The sequence below is a fragment of the Pararhizobium sp. DWP3-4 genome, assembly GCF_049898205.1.
Taxonomy (GTDB): Bacteria; Pseudomonadota; Alphaproteobacteria; order Rhizobiales; family Rhizobiaceae; genus Pararhizobium.
Genome location: NZ_JAFCXF010000010.1, coordinates 155,682 through 171,053, shown reverse-complemented (window position 1 = coordinate 171,053; position 15,372 = coordinate 155,682). Strand labels below are relative to the sequence as shown.

At 56.6% G+C, this 15,372-nt stretch carries 15 protein-coding genes, 1 tRNA gene and 1 pseudogene; 5 read left to right on the top strand and 12 right to left on the bottom strand.

What is annotated here, in order from left to right:
* Nucleotides 1–101: 101 nt before the first annotated feature.
* Nucleotides 102–174 (bottom strand) — tRNA-Arg (locus ACP7E6_RS23445).
* A gap of 416 nt (nt 175–590) precedes the next feature.
* Nucleotides 591–860 (bottom strand): hypothetical protein, encoded by a 270-nt coding sequence (locus tag ACP7E6_RS23440; RefSeq protein WP_426232109.1) that lies wholly within the window; start codon nt 858–860, stop codon nt 591–593.
* 403 nt (nt 861–1,263) lie between these two features.
* Between ACP7E6_RS23440 and ACP7E6_RS23435 the strand changes: the two genes are divergently transcribed.
* Entirely contained in the window at nt 1,264–1,431 is a 168-nt protein-coding gene (locus tag ACP7E6_RS23435; RefSeq protein WP_426232108.1) for a hypothetical protein, read from the top strand.
* A 345-nt stretch (nt 1,432–1,776) separates the two neighbouring features.
* Here ACP7E6_RS23435 and ACP7E6_RS23430 read toward each other — a convergent pair whose 3' ends face one another.
* The 4 genes from ACP7E6_RS23430 to ACP7E6_RS23415 form a co-directional block, all read right to left on the bottom strand.
* A complete protein-coding gene (locus ACP7E6_RS23430) occupies nt 1,777–2,085 on the bottom strand; it encodes a response regulator transcription factor (protein WP_426232107.1) in 309 nt (102 codons plus the stop codon).
* A gap of 500 nt (nt 2,086–2,585) precedes the next feature.
* Nucleotides 2,586–3,683 (bottom strand): hypothetical protein, encoded by a 1,098-nt coding sequence (locus tag ACP7E6_RS23425; RefSeq protein WP_426232106.1) that lies wholly within the window; start codon nt 3,681–3,683, stop codon nt 2,586–2,588.
* A gap of 58 nt (nt 3,684–3,741) precedes the next feature.
* Nucleotides 3,742–4,356 (bottom strand): hypothetical protein, encoded by a 615-nt coding sequence (locus tag ACP7E6_RS23420; protein ID WP_426232105.1) that lies wholly within the window; start codon nt 4,354–4,356, stop codon nt 3,742–3,744.
* A 228-nt stretch (nt 4,357–4,584) separates the two neighbouring features.
* Nucleotides 4,585–4,836 (bottom strand): hypothetical protein, encoded by a 252-nt coding sequence (locus ACP7E6_RS23415; RefSeq protein ID WP_426232104.1) that lies wholly within the window; start codon nt 4,834–4,836, stop codon nt 4,585–4,587.
* Here ACP7E6_RS23415 and ACP7E6_RS23410 point away from each other — a divergent pair.
* On the top strand, nt 4,835–6,646 hold the full coding sequence (locus ACP7E6_RS23410) for a putative bifunctional diguanylate cyclase/phosphodiesterase (RefSeq protein WP_426232103.1): 1,812 nt from the start codon (nt 4,835–4,837) through the stop codon (nt 6,644–6,646). The two genes, ACP7E6_RS23415 and ACP7E6_RS23410, sit on opposite strands and share 2 nt — an antisense overlap.
* 680 nt (nt 6,647–7,326) lie before the next feature.
* Here ACP7E6_RS23410 and ACP7E6_RS23405 read toward each other — a convergent pair.
* A complete protein-coding gene (locus tag ACP7E6_RS23405) occupies nt 7,327–7,527 on the bottom strand; it encodes a hypothetical protein (RefSeq protein WP_426232102.1) in 201 nt (66 codons plus the stop codon).
* A 160-nt stretch (nt 7,528–7,687) separates the two neighbouring features.
* Here ACP7E6_RS23405 and ACP7E6_RS23400 point away from each other — a divergent pair, with 160 nt between their 5' ends.
* Nucleotides 7,688–8,113, top strand: a complete 426-nt coding sequence (locus ACP7E6_RS23400) for a hypothetical protein (RefSeq protein ID WP_426232135.1) — start codon at nt 7,688–7,690, stop codon at nt 8,111–8,113.
* Between the two features lie 59 nt (nt 8,114–8,172).
* Here ACP7E6_RS23400 and ACP7E6_RS23395 read toward each other — a convergent pair.
* The 3 genes and pseudogenes from ACP7E6_RS23395 to dinB all read right to left on the bottom strand — a co-directional run.
* A pseudogene (locus tag ACP7E6_RS23395) lies at nt 8,173–8,409 on the bottom strand (transposase); the annotation flags it as partial.
* Between the two features lie 38 nt (nt 8,410–8,447).
* Entirely contained in the window at nt 8,448–9,233 is a 786-nt protein-coding gene (locus ACP7E6_RS23390; RefSeq protein ID WP_426232101.1) for an exonuclease domain-containing protein, read from the bottom strand.
* 3 nt (nt 9,234–9,236) lie between these two features.
* Complete coding sequence (gene dinB / locus ACP7E6_RS23385; protein WP_426232131.1) at nt 9,237–10,325, bottom strand: DNA polymerase IV; 1,089 nt, start codon at nt 10,323–10,325, stop codon at nt 9,237–9,239.
* A 159-nt stretch (nt 10,326–10,484) separates the two neighbouring features.
* Here dinB and ACP7E6_RS23380 point away from each other — a divergent pair, with 159 nt between their 5' ends.
* On the top strand, nt 10,485–10,793 hold the full coding sequence (locus ACP7E6_RS23380; RefSeq protein WP_426232100.1) for a hypothetical protein: 309 nt from the start codon (nt 10,485–10,487) through the stop codon (nt 10,791–10,793).
* A 60-nt stretch (nt 10,794–10,853) separates the two neighbouring features.
* Nucleotides 10,854–13,526 carry a DNA ligase D gene (gene ligD / locus ACP7E6_RS23375; protein ID WP_426232099.1) on the top strand — a complete coding sequence of 891 codons (2,673 nt, stop codon included), beginning with the start codon at nt 10,854–10,856 and terminating at the stop codon, nt 13,524–13,526.
* On the opposite strand, the gene ligD (ACP7E6_RS23370) is transcribed toward ligD (ACP7E6_RS23375), so the two are convergent.
* Both ligD (ACP7E6_RS23370) and ACP7E6_RS23365 read right to left on the bottom strand, forming a co-directional pair.
* Nucleotides 13,527–14,561, bottom strand: coding sequence for a non-homologous end-joining DNA ligase (gene ligD, locus ACP7E6_RS23370; protein ID WP_426232098.1), 1,035 nt, complete (start codon nt 14,559–14,561; stop codon nt 13,527–13,529).
* Complete coding sequence (locus ACP7E6_RS23365; RefSeq protein WP_426232097.1) at nt 14,558–15,370, bottom strand: Ku protein; 813 nt, start codon at nt 15,368–15,370, stop codon at nt 14,558–14,560. Before ACP7E6_RS23365 ends, ligD (ACP7E6_RS23370) begins: the two co-directional genes overlap by 4 nt.
* Between the last annotated feature and the right edge of the window lie 2 nt (nt 15,371–15,372).

The window sequence follows — 15,372 nt, the reverse complement described above, 5'->3', positions numbered from 1 at the left end:
CATCGCCACCCAAATGGAGCTTTCCGGTTGATATCTGCACCCAACCGGCGGACAACGTCTGAATGCCCCACTTGAGACGATGGGGTTCGACTAGGGCAGATTGGTTGCGGAGCAGGATTCGAACCCTGCGACATCCAGCAGGTCTGGCGAGCTACCGGGCTGCTCTACTTCGAATGTGGATTGAAAATTCAACGCCGAGCTCCATTTCATTAATTGGAAATTACTTAGGAGGATCCAGCATGAACCGGAATACCCTTATTGGCCTTGCAGTTGCCGCCGTGGTTGTTGTCCTTGCGCTTATTTTCATGATGCCAGGGAGCAATGACACTGCGACAACAACAACTACACCGCCGGCTACGACGACCGAGCCGTCAACCACGACTACGACTCCGACGACAACTCAACCAACGACAACTCAACCGACAACAACACAACCGACAACAACGCAGCCTTCGACCACGACACCAGCTCAATAAAAGCAAATTGAACGCGACCATCCTACCGCGTATGACGGGGTGGTCGCATTTGCTGTCCCGCCGGATGCCTTGAGGAGGCCTGGGGTTCCAATCACGTCGGGCAAGGGCCCATGATTATGAAGCTTGGAGTTCGCCCTGGCACTCGGCAGCCGTCACAATCTCCGTTAAATGCGCAAAACCGATACGTGCTTTCGTGAGAATCGACGAACTGGCCATCGCCAGCATCATAACGTCGTCCAGCACCTCTTTGAGATATTCGGCCGCTCGCCGCTCCGACATAGTCGACGAGGAGCTGGCAACTATCATCACAACAAGACCAAACATGCGGCGGTAGCTGATGGGCTGGCGGGCCTCTCTCAGCCACTCGATACGATCGATGTCCATGCGTTTCCCCAATATTGCTGGTGGCAAACGCGATGGGCCCCCTAAAGTTTCAAGGGGATTCCTGCATGGTAAACACTCAGTTAACGCGCGCCAGGTGCCGAATGCGGTCCTAACAGGACACTGCGGGCGACCGACAAAGGCGAGCCGCCATCAACGCACCATTTTAGATTGAAAGAACCAGGGAACTTTTGCCGTAAGTCTGAGTTCGTTGTTTGAAGGATATCCCAATGCGCAACGGCAAACTAATAGCAGCCCTAATCGTCGCTCTCGCCGTCGTCCTTGCGCTTGCGCTAATTCTTCCCGGCCACGGCGATACAACGCCGGGACAACCATCGCCTCATGCAGTCGAACAGTCTCAGCAGAGACCGCACCTCGTATTCGAGCAGTTGCGCAGGACATGACTATGGAAAAGTCAGAAACGGGACTAGCCCCATCGAATGACACGCCCGCAAAGAACCGGCGCAAGGTTATTGCTGGTGGTGGTGTGGTTATGGTGATCGGCGGCATCGCAGTTGGCGCGTTTATTCTGTACGCGATCATCATGATGTACGGGATTTTCTATTCCCAGTAAGTGGCTCAAAAGGCATACCATCACCAGATGGAAGAACGCATATTTGCGTTCTCTGGATTTCGTCGGCGCCGAATTGACGCAAATCAGCCGAAGTCGCCCTGCCCAATTATACTTACGCAGCAACAAGTTGATCCAAAGCTATATTCACGGAACGTTCTTTGCCAAAGAGTGATATCAACACCTTTGCAACCGAACCCTGGCTGGGCATCTGGGCGGGGGCCTCGAATACGACTGATTGAGAGAGGGCTTGATTTTAAAGTTGCGGATGGATGGAAGCCGACTGTCGTCTTAGCAAACGGATGAGCCTACGCGAAGGCTTGGAAGCGCTTTACGATAATGTAGCCGTCATACGGCTTTGGTCAGCACTTCGCCGAGGGCGGCAGCTTGATCGTCCGGCCTGACGCGTCTTGAGGCGATAATGGATTCCGGCCTTGGAAAGCGAGTTGCCACCTCATGCGCGAGGTCGATACCTGAGTGCTGGCCGGGCATCTGGATATCCGTGAACAGGAAATGGATCGTCTGTTTTTCGATGATATCGAGGGCTTCATTGGCAGTTCCTGCCTCGATCACGACAAACCCAGCGTCTTCCAATGCGTCAATGACAGCCATTCGGATGAGAACTTCGTCGTCGTGTCGCGGCATTCCGGCGATCATCGGATAAAGCGCCTGTTCGTTGACGAGGCAAAGTCAAAGCTTGTCCGACCCGTTCACTGCCTCAGCTGCCTTGTAGGCCATCTGGGCACACCTGAACGGGATCTTATTTCGATGATACTGCGAGAGGTTCCAGATCGCGTTCACACCTTAGTTTCCGGCCGCCGCAAGCCGCTCGACTTACAAGAATTGTCACCAGAGCTTTTTTCGCGAAACGTCCGACTTCGGTCATCATTTCCATCACCCCCGGTATCCCGTCTCAACAAGGGGACATGGCTGCGACAGGTCGTCAACCAAGTAGACATTGCAAAGTTTCATGGTGCCAACATCGTCGGAATTGCTGGTATCCTATCATCGACAGTCCTCCGTGGCACGCCCCCAACTCCAGGAGCCGCTGGAGCCACGGTCTCATAAGGAAGGACTTGTATGTGGATCCGTGGTTGTCGGCGGAACTTGCGCAAGTCACACTCAACAAAGCCGCTCGCTACGAGCAAGCCGCGGCCCTATTTCCAGCTGGTATAGTCGGCGGCAACGCATCCGAACGGGGCTCGATCCTGACCGAAACGCTTCTTCAGCTGATCGCATCCCCATTCGTTCAATGGCGCCGGCATCAGGTTGTTAATGTCCATGCCCGGAGACTGAAACTGCGTTTCGGAGCTCGTCACATACCAAAGCCAGAAGCCGAGCACGCCGACGATAATGAGGAGCAGCACCCCGAAGACAGTTTGAAGTCGCCTCCAGAGCGAGATGGTTTTATTCGGCGTATCGACTAGAACCAGCCGCTGACCGTTGACATCGCGATCAGCAAACGGAGCCAGTGCAGCCACTCGCTCTTCATTTGCCAGCGAGACGCGGTGGAGACGATTATCGAGCAGCACCGGCAAGGCCGTTTTGCCGTGCCTGACGGCTAAGCCGATGGAATGGCCATTGGCCGACCCAATGATCAGCGGTTGTTCGCCGTGCTTCATGCGGGTGTAGGAGGACCGTCCGGTTTTATCGCTGGCAATCTTATCATTGTAGGTAATTGAGAGGACGTCGCGTTTGCGATCGAATGCAGTAATCTCAACCGGCACTGGCACTAGAGACGCCGGGTTGCGCAACTGCCCTTTGACCCGCCAGATGCGCAAGGCAAAAAATATCATTCCAACACCCATCCCGCCCAAAAGCACGGTCAAGACGGCCAGCGTGATGATCCGGTTCCAAAGCTTATCCAAGCCGAGGCTCATGGTCGCTAATTCCGGGTGTTCTGCGGAAATCACTAGGCCGGTTTCATAGTCGCCCATATGGAAATCGACGAACATGATCTCGACATCGGTATCGTAATTTTTGCCGTTGTGGCTGTAGACCAGACGCGCTTCGCAGTCGGTGAAGATAGCTTTGCGAGTGGTGCACTGGCCATTTTGAACGTCACCGCTTTCCAATACCAGCGGGTTTTGGCTGATTTGCAAGTCGCGGTAGACGCCCGGTGCTTCCCAAATAAATATGAACACTGTCAGCACCAGGATGATTGGCGTGGACCAGAAATAAGCCCGCGGTGTCGAGATCACGTCGCGTGCCAGGGAGAGGGGGCGTTTAGGGAGGTTAAGTGTGTGCGTCAACATTAGGGCCTTTCAATATTTCTGCTCATAAATCACGGAAGACCAAAGTTCGGCCACCAGGCTAGCGCCTTGGATGAGGGAGCATCTCGACGAACCTGTCGAACATTGCAACGTCGTATCGGAATGGGTTTGTTGCGCCGTCTGTCTGAGGGAGCCTCTGCGGCAATTCCCACCGGACAAGATCTTGCATGACCGCCGCGAGCGTTTCGTACCACAGCACCATGGAGTTGCTCAGTCTAAGGTGTAAGTCAAAGTTGGGCCGCGATCTGCTGGCGTCGTGGTCTCGTTGAGCCTGAGCGACGTCAGGATCAATTTTCTTGAACAGGTAGCGATCTGCAAAGCCCAGGCGCTGATGATAGAGCGCCAGCCGGGTAAACTTTAGCTGCGCGATCCAATGAGGCTCAGCGACCTCTCCCGTCTGCCACATCGCCCAGATGAAATGCAGCTTCAACGGATCAGTGTCACAAACAGCGACACCGTTAGCTCGCTCCATGGCAACTGCTTCCGACCAACGCCTGGAGTTCCAATCCGTCCATATCCGGGCGGCCTCTCCGGGTCCAGCTTGCCGATCGGGCCGCTTTGCGGGGTAGCTTTCCTTGACTAAATACTGTGCGGCGTGGTGTTGGCACCATGTTGTTTTGCCCGCAGCACTTATGCCTTCGACGACGATGATCATGTATGTTCAGCACTTATTTCAACGAGTGGTTTTCGGTCCGCGACGTTTTTGCCGTAAAAGGCATATTAATACAACGCCAACCAACCGGAAGTGACCTTCAATGCGACGAGGAGCGCCCCTGTTTGGAAACATGCGGCCTATTAGGAGCGACGCGAAATGAACGTTTCCGCGGCATTTCCGGTATACCTAAAACTCACTTATGAGCGCATCCCAGCCGTTTAGGACTCGTTAACCATAAACTCTTAAATTAACGGCTTCGGCAGGCTCTCCTCCCATGCTGTCGAAGTAAAAACTCGGGCCTGAGACTTGTTCTCGGGCCCTTTTTTCGTTCTGCGCCCTGGCGACGACCTCAACTAGCTTCGAGACGTACATCCAGCCATCGGGAACAACCGTCGCTTCATAAGTCTTTACATAAATTGGTAACCCGAAAAGAGGGTTGCATTGGTAAATTCCGCCTTCAGAAAAGAATTCATTTGTCATGACCCTGGAACTGCAGAACGTAATTCTGGAAATGATCGCCCGCGGCGAAGCTTTGCAGGCAACGATCGAACGACTGTGCCTTGAGGTAGAAGCTCTGGTCCCGGGCACCGTTTGTTCGGTATTGTCAGTGGACGCAGGACACCTTCATCCTCTTGGAGGGCCGTCTCTCCCTCACTCCTATTCGGCCGCGCTCGACAATCTACCCATCGGGCCGCTGGCGGGATCCTGTGGAGCCGCTGCATTCCGAGGGGAAGCTGTTTCCGTTACGGATATCGAGCACGATCCTCGCTGGGTAAACTTCAAGGATCTGGCTCTGCCGCTCGGCTTCAAGGCCTGCTGGTCTACGCCGATATTCAGTGGCGACCGTGTCGTCGCGACATTCGCCTTTTACTTTCGAGAATGCAGGAGGCCTAACGACCTTGAACGGCGCATCGTCGATGCCTGCATTCATCTTTGCTCTATTGCAATCGAGCGGGAGGAGCGGGTCTGCGAGCGCCAGCGTTTGACCTATACCGATGTCCTGACGGGCCTGCCGAACCGTGCGAAGTTCAATCAGGTTTTGTCTGAGCATGCAAAGCACGGGGAAGGCGGTTGGGGAGTTCTCCTCGCCGATCTGGACAATCTGAAGGTCGTCAACGACACGTTCGGACACGGCACTGGCGACGAACTCATCCAGGTCGTCGCAACAAGAATTGCCTTGGTGGCGGGCATTGGGCGAGCATTCAGGATCGGTGGCGACGAATTCGCAATCGTGGTTGACAAGGATCCGGCATCTTCATTGTCGATGCTGGCAACAAGGATACTCGAGGTCATCAAGGAGCACGCCCATTGCTGCGGCCACGTCATCGTTCCCGGCGCCACGCTGGGTGGGTGTCTTGCGGGCCCAGGTGAACCCCCCGACCAGGTTCGCCAATGCGCCGATGTCGCGTTGTACCACGCGAAAGAGCGGAGTCGGGGCCAATTCATCGAACACAGCTCGGGGCTCGGTACGACCTTCACGAGACGCTTCCGGGCTATTCGCGATGTCAGTCTTGCGCTTGCCGAACACCGTATACACGCTCATTACCAGCCAATTGTACGGCTCGATTCGGGCGAGGTGGTGGGTTTCGAGGCTCTGTGTCGTATGACGACGCGGTCCGGTGAAATCATCTCTGCTGCCAACTTTCACGAGGCAACTAAAGATGCCCATGTTGCCGCCGAACTGACGCATTGCATGCTCTCGCGTGTTGCCAGTGACATGCGCAGCTGGCTCGACAGCGGACTGCCTTTCCAGCATGTCGGCATCAATCTTTCGGCTGCGGACTTTCATGCCGGCCATCTGCAGGAACGGGTTTGTACGGTATTTGCGGAAGCTGGTGTTCCACTTAAGCACGTTATCCTGGAGGTGACAGAATCGGTTTATCTCGGCCAGCGTGATCATGTGGTCGCCGACGAGATCAAAGCGCTGCGTAACCGCGGGATGCGTGTTGCGCTTGACGACTTCGGAACAGGGTTTGCCTCGCTAACCCATCTCCTGACGGTCCCGGTCGATATCATAAAGATCGACAAGTCCTTCATCGAACGGCTGGTTCCAGGCGACGGCGCCGTCGTCATTGTCGAGGGTTTGCTCAACATTGCCAACAAGCTAGGCCTGCGTGTCGTGGCCGAAGGGATCGAAACTGATACACAGCTTGAGCAGCTGGTGTCTTTCGGATGCAAACTTGGACAGGGATATCTGTTTTCGAAAGCTGTCGATCGGGATGCGGCCACATCGCTACTAGCCCGCTACGGCCAGCATGCGGCGATTGATTGCCTTCCGCTCAGAGCTTGATGGCGATCAGGCGGCGCCAGTTCGGCCACCGCCCGTCTTAGGTGCTGGGCCGTTTCGTTCTACCGAATATGCCGGTCGCTGTTTCTCTTGCTGCGCTCTGCCATAAGTTTACCGATCTCCGGCGCCAGCAGATCATGTCTTTCAGCGAAGGCGACGAATATCCGCGCCAATCTGCTTGTCGATCTCAACCGATATTCCTTGAATGGCGCCCCGCCGGAACGCCAGGTCTTGTCGGGAAGGGAAAGTAGACAGCTCCGCTGTCACAAAACTCTATTGGGAAATTCAGACGCTGCCTTTGATAAAGATTTCCAGACGGAACGTTTTTGCCGGGGGCAGTCGGGTCCCGCCTTCCGCGTTGCGGCGCTTCTCTAATCGGCGGGTTGAGGTCAAGCGCTTTCGCGCTTACTCAAAGCGAAACGAGTTCGAGCAAAGTCCGGTTTCGGCCCAAAGCGGCCCTACCACATTCACTGCAGGCGATGGGGCGAGCAGTCCCTCGATCGCGTCTGCCCGCGCATCCCTCTCGACGGCTGTTCCAAGCCGTCGAGCGACATATTGAGAGCCAAGCTCTGCAGCATCACCGCGTCGGCCGTCAGTCCATGATCGATTGAAATTTGCGTCCGCACGGAGGTGGGCCGCTGCAGCGGTCAACAGGATTGTTGATGAGCGCGTATCGCAGGCGCTTACTTCATTGTTGCCGGATAACCCAGCAGTTTCAGGCACTCTTCCATGAGTTGACGAGCACTGGCTTCGTCGATGATAAGTCGAACCTGATCTCGTTCCGTTTGGATCGTAAGCATGCCCAACTCGGGCGTCTCCGAAATCGTAACAATTTTGGAGCGCAGAACTTTAATTGCCTTGGGCTTCTTCTTCTTCCAGAACATCGGTAGATTTTAGCGGTCCTGAGAAATCCTTCAAGACCGTTTCTATATTAGACTTCGGTTCCAAATTCTCTAAGGCTGGTGGTCTCCCGTAGTCACGGCCAATATCTGGCGTGGCTTGGCGCTCTCTGGTAACCTGCAGCTCATCGATAGAGGTGCTTTCGTGATCCGGCCATTTTTTAAGCTTGCGTTGATTTTGTCTGTTATCGCACCGTCCCTCGCGCACGCGATGTTCGTTGCCAACTATGCGAGTTGGAAAAAGGGCCCTCCAGAGGTCCAACAGGCCTATTTGGTTGGCGTGATCGATGACTGGGCGGGAACATCCACCCCCGGAGAGCCGCCGTGGATGAAAGCCCAACGCACGGGGGTTATCAAGTGCATTAGAGAGCGGGGAATCAGCGCCACCATGCTCGTGGACCTTGTGAATACCCATTACAAAAACTACACGGCCGATTGGCGCGTTCCCCCAGCAATTGTCGTGAAAGATGTTTTGATGGCCACATGTCTGGCTGACGTTAACATCGAGCGGGAGAAAGCCGGGTTCAGCCCATGGGAGCGAAAGAACGCCCAGATTTCCCGCGATAACTGACCGCGTAGGCATTTGAACTTAGGGTGGGGGGCTTGTAATAGGCCCGAAGCCGAATTGACTTGCAGCCAACACCACTTCACCACACGGGTCATCATCGACTGGGCGGCCTCGTACAGCAGCGTTCGCATCATCGCATCTCCGCGGTGAGAAACATGGCCAACTCGGCTGACTTCACCTGATTGATTAAGTACGGGTGTGAGCCCAAGCACGGCTCCGACCGATCGCGAATGGCGGAATCGACTGGGAATATCGACTGTCGGGACATAGGCGAGCGAGACGATAGGTCCGACACCAGGCGAAAGATTATGTGGCAGTATCCGAAGCATTGGTCACATCACAGAAGTGTCCGTTGCACTGGTTCGCTGAGCTGAGGCTGGTCAGGGTCTCCACGCCGCGTCAGTTCGGTTTGTGCGCTAAACCAGATTTCGACATCCCGATCATGAATGAATTCTCGCAGCGTCGTATCGCTCAGGCGATCCCAACCCTTGCCGCGATCCGGACCGGATGGAACGCGGGGCAAAAGGCCGGGCTCATTGCTCCACGCCAAAAGGTTTTCTAGCGATTCTCTGTTGAGAAGATCCCGCAGATGATGGGCCGTGACATAGGCGTCCGGCATTGCGCGGTGAGCGGGCAATCCAGTCTCGTGGTTCAGACCTTGTGGCATGCGTTGGTAGCGAAGCATCTGGTTGGAGAAGCGCGGAAGTTCCGGCCATACACGCATCGCACATTTCCAGGTGCAGATCCAAGGAGTGCCTCCGGTAAAGCGCGGGGTGCAGTACCGCTGCTCGAAGGATGCACGGTGGGCCGCCAACGCATCGATGCGCCCTGCCGGACGAAGAATGCGGGAGGCAACCTGTTTCCAGTAGGGTGCGTCCGCCACGTCTGCGTCTAGAATATGATGCACCGCCATCGTGTCCGGCGAGATCAATCGCCCGGGATTGATGAGCAGCGCGCCGCGCTCATCTGTTACCTGCCAACCGCCGTCCTCATCGGCGATGACGTCCTGCCATCCGATCTCGCAGACGTCGTTCGGTCCATTACCACCGGTCTCCAGATCGATGACGCGAACTCTTGCGTTAGAAAATTCGGCGATGCCTACCTGCCTTTCAAAACCGGGCACTGCTCAGAAATCGAGACCGAGCTGCGGTGATCTCTCGGCCACGGCAATTTCGTTGTTGGTCAGCGAGGAAAGAGTGACCCCAAGCAGTCGAACCGATCGCTTGAACGGAAAAACAGTCGCCAGCAGGCCAGACGCGGCTTCGAGAAGCTCGTGCATCCCTGCAAAGGGTAACGCGACCGACCGGCTTCGCGTTGCCTGGGTGAAATCGGAATATTTGATCTTCACGGTCACGGTCTTGCCCGCGATGCGGTTCGTATCGCAGTAGCGCCAGACTTTCTCTGCAAGCGCCGCTAACTCGGCCTTGGCCAGATCGAGGTTGTTGATGTCTTGGGCGAACGTGTCCTCGGCACCTACGGATTTTCGGATCCGATCCGAGCGGACCTGGCGTTGGTCGACACCGCGGGCAATGCCGTAAAAATAGGGACCCGACTTGCCGAAGTGCTCGGTGAGGAACTGCAGCGACTTATTCTTGAGATCGGCGCCGGTCTCGATCCCGTATTTCCTCATGCGTTCGGTTGTAGCCGGACCTACCCCATGAAATTTTTTGACCGGCAGGGACTCCACAAAGCCCGGTCCGTTCTTCGGGGTAATTACTGCCTGGCCATTGGGCTTGTTGAGATCGCTCGCCATCTTGGCGAGGAACTTGTTGTAGGAAATCCCGGCAGACGCATTCAGTCCGGTCGCCTGCCTGATCTTTGCGCGGATCTCCAGCGCAATCTCGGTGGCAATTTCCATGCCTTTCAGATTTTCAGTCACATCGAGATAGGCTTCGTCAAGCGAGAGAGGCTCGATCAACGGCGTGTATTCTGCAAAAATCCCGCGGATCTGTTGGGAGACGGCTTTGTATACATCAAAGCGTGGGGACACAAAGATAAGGTCGGGGCATTTGCGCTTGGCAGTGATCGACGGCATTGCCGAATGGACACCGAATACCCGCGCCTCATAACTGGCTGCGGCCACCACGCCACGAGCAGCCGACCCGCCTACTGCAAGCGGTTTCCCACGCAAATCGGGGTTATCCCGCTGTTCGACTGACGCGTAAAAAGCATCCATGTCGACGTGGATAATTTTTCGCACTGTGGTCTGCATCATTGCACTCATGGGTCAATCAATCGGTATGGAAACAAAAAGGGAACATAGCAGTTTTCGCAGAAGAATCCAACATTAATGCTGTTTGGACGCACGGACCGCGCAACCACCAGGGTGTTTGCGGCGTTTGTTGCCATAACGCTAGAAACAGGAGATAGGCACATGGCAGACGACAGCACCACGACAATCCGGGCGATTTTCGAGACGCGAGCAGCCGCCGACCTTGCCGTGGAACACTTGGTTCAGCAGCACGGCATCTCTAGACCGGATATTTTCATCCAGTCCGCGACGGACGAAAATACATCCGGTTCAAAGCCGTCGGGTGGTGATGTTTCCCATGAGGGCGGCGATCGCGACGACGCTGCACTTGAGGGGGAGATTGAGGTCTCAGCCGACATCTCAGCCAGCCAGATCGCTGCTGTCCAACGCAGCTTAGGTGAAGCTGGCGCGATCCGCGTCTCTGGTCGATGAGCATGTTCGCAGCCGGCACTGTTTCGGCTTCGAACTCGTATGCGTAGAGGACAATCACCAATGGCCGACAGCCTTTCGACTTACCGCGCCAAGCGCGACTTCAAGAAGACGGAGGAGCCGAGCGGCGAAGCCAAGGTCAACGCCTCGAGCCGCCGGCGGTTCGTTATCCAGAAGCATGATGCCACGCGCCTGCACTACGACTTGCGGCTTGAGCTTGATGGCGTTTTCAAATCCTGGGCCGTAACCAGAGGGCCCTCGCTCGATCCGCACGACAAGCGATTGGCCGTCGAGGTCGAAGACCATCCGCTCGACTACGGCGACTTCGAGGGCACTATTCCGAAAGGTCAATATGGCGGTGGTACTGTCATGCTGTGGGATCGCGGCTACTGGGAGCCGGTGGGTAACAAAACGCCAGAAGAAGCGTTGGCCAAAGGCGATTTCAAGTTTACCTTGGAGGGCGACCGCCTGCATGGCAGCTTCGTCCTGGTGCGCATGCGCCATGACCGCGACGGTGGCAAGCGCACCAACTGGCTTCTGATCAAACATCGCGATGAAGCAGCCGTAGAAGAGAGTGGCGCAGCAATCCTCGACGACAACGAAACTTCGGTCGCATCGGGCCGGACGATGGAAGCCATCGCTGCAGGCAAGGGGAGAAAACCGAAGCCGTTCATGCTCGAGGGTGGGGCCGTGGAAGCCGACGCTGTCTGGGACAGCAATCACGGCCTTGCGGCTGAAGAGCGCGAAACTGGTACAAAGTCCACACTGAAGACTAAGGCGACGAGGAAAAAGCCGACCATTTCGCGCAGTAAGAAATTCGCCATGCCCGACTTCGTTGCGCCACAGCTGTGCGACAACCTCGCGCGTCCACCATCGACCAGCGGCTGGATCCATGAAATCAAGTTCGACGGCTACCGCATTCAGATGCGCATCCAAGGCGGTGAGGTTACGCTCAAAACCCGCAAAGGCTTGGACTGGACGGCGAAATGGTCTGCCATCGCCAAGGCTGCCTTGGCACTCCCCGAGTGCATCATCGACGGCGAAATCTGCGCCCTCGATGAACGGGGCGCACCCGACTTTGCCGCGTTGCAGGCAGCACTGTCGGAGGGAAAAACCGAGGATCTGGTGTATTTCGCATTCGATTTGCTGTTCGTTGGAGAGGAAGACCTGCGGGATTTACCTCTGGCTGAGCGCAAGGACCGTCTGGCAGCACTGTTAGTCGATGCCGGGGAGGACCCGCGTCTGCGCTTCGTCGAGCATTTCGAGACGGGTGGCGACGCTGTGCTGAAATCAGCCTGCCGCCTATCGCTCGAGGGCATTGTCTCCAAGCAGGCTGACGCACCCTACCGGTCGGGCCGGACCGACACCTGGGCAAAGTCGAAATGCCGCGCCGGCCATGAAGTGGTGATCGGTGCCTATGCAAAGACCAACGGCAAATTCCGCTCGCTGCTTGTTGGCGTCAATCGCGGCGAGCATTTCGTCTACGTCGGGCGGGTCGGCACGGGATACGGTGCCAAAACCGTCAAAACGTTGCTACCTAAGCTCCAGGAGATGGAAACTGCCAAATCGCCGTTCACTGGGCTCGGCGCACCGAAGAAGACCGCGGATATCGTCTGGCTGAGGCCGGAGCTTGTGGCTGAAATTGAGTTCGCCGGCTGGACCGCCGATGGCCAGGTCCGACAAGGCGCGTTCAAAGGCTTGCGGGAGGACAAGCCGGCGGCGGAGGTCGAAGCTGATGAGCCTGCGTCTCCTTCACAAGCTGACGTGCCCAATCCGGAGACTGACAAGCCACCGGCCAAGCGGTTCCGCAAGGGCGCAAAAGAAGAGGTCATGGGGGTGATGATCTCTAGCCCGGAGAAGGTGCTTTGGCCTGACGCCGGTGACGGAGAACCGGTCACAAAAGTCGATCTAGCGCGCTACCATGAAGCCGTCGGATCCTGGCTGATCGACCATATCAAAGGCCGTCCGTGCTCGATTATTCGAACCCCCGATGGCATCAGCGGTGAGCAGTTTTTTCAGCGCCATGCCATGCCGGGCACCTCGAACCTGCTGGAGCTCGTGACAGTCTTCGGCGACAAAAAACCCTATCTTCAGATCGACCGGGTCGAAGGCCTTGCTGCCATTGCCCAGATCGGCGGGATCGAACTGCATCCCTGGAATTGCGAACCGGGCCAGCCGGAAGTGCCGGGCCGTCTGGTCTTTGACCTTGATCCCGGCCCCGATGTGGCATTTGATACGGTCGTCGAAGCCGCACGCGAAATCCGCGATAGGCTGGAAGAACTTGGCCTTGTCAGTTTCTGCAAGACGACGGGTGGCAAGGGCCTGCACGTGGTCACCCCGCTCACTGTACCCAAAGGCAAGAAGCTCAGCTGGGATGAGGCCAAGGGCTTTGCGCATGATGTCTGTCAGGAGATGGCACGCGATAACCCAGACCTCTATCTGATCAAGATGGCGAAGGCCCAGCGCGAGGGGCGGATCTTTCTCGACTATTTGCGCAATGACCGGATGGCGACAGCTGTGGCACCGTTATCGCCGCGGGCACGACCGGGGGCGACCGTGTCCATGCCGCTCAACTGGACGCAGGTTAAGGCCGGCCTTGATCCAACACGTTTTACCATCCGGACAGTACCCGGTTTCCTCAAGAAGAGCACGGCCTGGCAGGATTACTGTGACGGTCAAAGACCGCTGGAGCAGGCCATCAAGCGGCTGGCCAAGGCGAAGAAGGCGGTCGCCTGATCAGCGGTCGGACATATTGAAGACGGCGGCGTTATCCTGGGCTTCGCGAAGACCTTTGTAGGAAGCATGACGCAAATTGCCCTCGTCGGTCCACCCCCGAAACTCAATCTCTGCAATTAATGTCGGTTGCGAAAAGACAAGATTCTTGCCCTTCAGCGGCACGGCCGGCGTTTTGATCCGAAGCTTGTCGAGCGTCGCCTTCAGGTAGACCGCGTCCTTCTGCTTGAAGCCAGTGCCGACGGCCCCGACAGAGATCCAACCGGTGCCGCGGCGAGCGGCAAGCAGAAGGCTGCCCAGTCCGCCACGGGCAGATGCCGATTGCTCATAACCCACGACGATGAAACTTTCGCTCTGGATACATTTGATTTTCAGCCAATCGCCATGTCGGCCGGATCGGTAGGTGCTGTCCCGGCGCTTGGCGATAACGCCTTCAAGACCGAGGGAGCGGGCATTTTCAAGAAGTTCGCCGCCATCTCCGTCAACCTCCTCCGAGAGCCGGATCGTGGTGCCCGCGTCATCGAGTAGATCCTCCAGCAGATGGCGTCGGACCGAAAGCTCCGTGCCCGTCAGGTCATGGCCGTCGAAATAGAGGAGATCGAAGGCAAAGAGGACGGCCTCCGTTGACGCCCGCTTTCCACCGCGGCCGCCGAGCGACCGCTGCAACGCGCCGAAATCGGAGTGCCCATCATCGTTGAGCACCACGGCTTCACCGTCCAGAATTGCGGTTCCAACACCGAGCTTGCCGGCCGCGTCGGCAATTGCCGGAAAGCGATGTGTCCAGTCGTGGCCGCCGCGGGTGATGATCCGCACGCCCTTCGGCTCGATATGGATGGCAAGTCGATAGCCGTCCCACTTATTCTCAAACGCCCACTCTGGTCCTCCCGGCGCTGTTGGTTTCAACAAAGCCAGGCATGGCTCGACACGGTCCGGCATGAGATCGAAGGGTAGGTTGGGTTGCGCTGGATCGCGCTGTCGGCGAGGCTTTGACTTGGCGACCTGATTATTCTGCAGCAGCGGTTTGGCGCATTGCCTCATCTGGTAGCTCGTGTTTCGGCGGCGACGGATTTCTTTAGAGCATCCATGATGTTGATAACGTTGCTGGGTCCAGGGGACGACGCGGGTGTCTTGGTCGTGCCTTTTGCCGGTTTCTTCAGGGCTCTCTTCTTGGTCATGATGATATCGAGCAGACGATCTTGGACAGGATCGACCACCATCTTGGCATCCCAGTGCTGGGTCTTCTTCTTGATCAATTGCTGAATAAGGGGCATCAGGTCCGAATCTGCTTTCTCGTCGCCAACGATTTCGAAATAGCTGTCCTGGTCGCGGACCTCATCACCATAGCGCAGGGTCCACAGAACGATACCCTTGCCACGTGGCTCGAGCATGACGGCGCGTTCCCTCCTCGAAATCACCAGCCGTGAAATGCCGACCATGTTCTGCGATGCCATGGCGTCGCGGATAACCGAGAACGCTTCCTGGGCAACGGTCTCGTTCGGGGAGAGGTAGTACGGCGTATCGAGCCATATCCATTCAATCGTCTCACGTTTCGTAAAGGTTGAGATATCGATGGTGCGGGTGCTTTCGAGCGCGACGTTCTCAAGCTCGTCGTCCTCGAGAATGATGTATTCGTCCTCACCGCGCTGGTAGCCCTTGACCTCGTCATCTTCCTTGACGTCCTTGCCCGTAACCGAATCCACATAGTGGCTGACGACACGGTTCTGGGTTTCGCGATTGAGCGTGTGAAACCGGACTTTCTCGCTCTCGGATGTCGCCGGCATCATTTGCACCGGGCAGTTCACGAGTGAGAGTTTCAGGTAACCCTTCCAGTAGGGACGGACAGCCATTG

Excerpts from the sequence above, each read along its gene's own strand:
- ACP7E6_RS23410 (WP_426232103.1), top strand. The coding sequence starts at position 4,835 with ATGACCCTGGAACTGCAGAACGTAATTCTGGAAATGATCGCCCGCGGC.
- ACP7E6_RS23435 (WP_426232108.1), top strand. The coding sequence starts at position 1,264 with ATGGAAAAGTCAGAAACGGGACTAGCCCCATCGAATGACACGCCCGCA.
- ACP7E6_RS23440 (WP_426232109.1), bottom strand. The coding sequence starts at position 860 with ATGGACATCGATCGTATCGAGTGGCTGAGAGAGGCCCGCCAGCCCATC.
- ligD (WP_426232098.1), bottom strand. The coding sequence starts at position 14,561 with ATGAGGCAATGCGCCAAACCGCTGCTGCAGAATAATCAGGTCGCCAAG.
- ACP7E6_RS23425 (WP_426232106.1), bottom strand. The coding sequence starts at position 3,683 with ATGTTGACGCACACACTTAACCTCCCTAAACGCCCCCTCTCCCTGGCA.
- ACP7E6_RS23365 (WP_426232097.1), bottom strand. The coding sequence starts at position 15,370 with ATGGCTGTCCGTCCCTACTGGAAGGGTTACCTGAAACTCTCACTCGTG.
- ACP7E6_RS23405 (WP_426232102.1), bottom strand. The coding sequence starts at position 7,527 with ATGTTCTGGAAGAAGAAGAAGCCCAAGGCAATTAAAGTTCTGCGCTCC.
- ACP7E6_RS23430 (WP_426232107.1), bottom strand. The coding sequence starts at position 2,085 with ATGATCGCCGGAATGCCGCGACACGACGACGAAGTTCTCATCCGAATG.
- ACP7E6_RS23420 (WP_426232105.1), bottom strand. The coding sequence starts at position 4,356 with ATGATCATCGTCGTCGAAGGCATAAGTGCTGCGGGCAAAACAACATGG.
- ACP7E6_RS23380 (WP_426232100.1), top strand. The coding sequence starts at position 10,485 with ATGGCAGACGACAGCACCACGACAATCCGGGCGATTTTCGAGACGCGA.
- ACP7E6_RS23415 (WP_426232104.1), bottom strand. The coding sequence starts at position 4,836 with ATGACAAATGAATTCTTTTCTGAAGGCGGAATTTACCAATGCAACCCT.
- ligD (WP_426232099.1), top strand. The coding sequence starts at position 10,854 with ATGGCCGACAGCCTTTCGACTTACCGCGCCAAGCGCGACTTCAAGAAG.
- dinB (WP_426232131.1), bottom strand. The coding sequence starts at position 10,325 with ATGATGCAGACCACAGTGCGAAAAATTATCCACGTCGACATGGATGCT.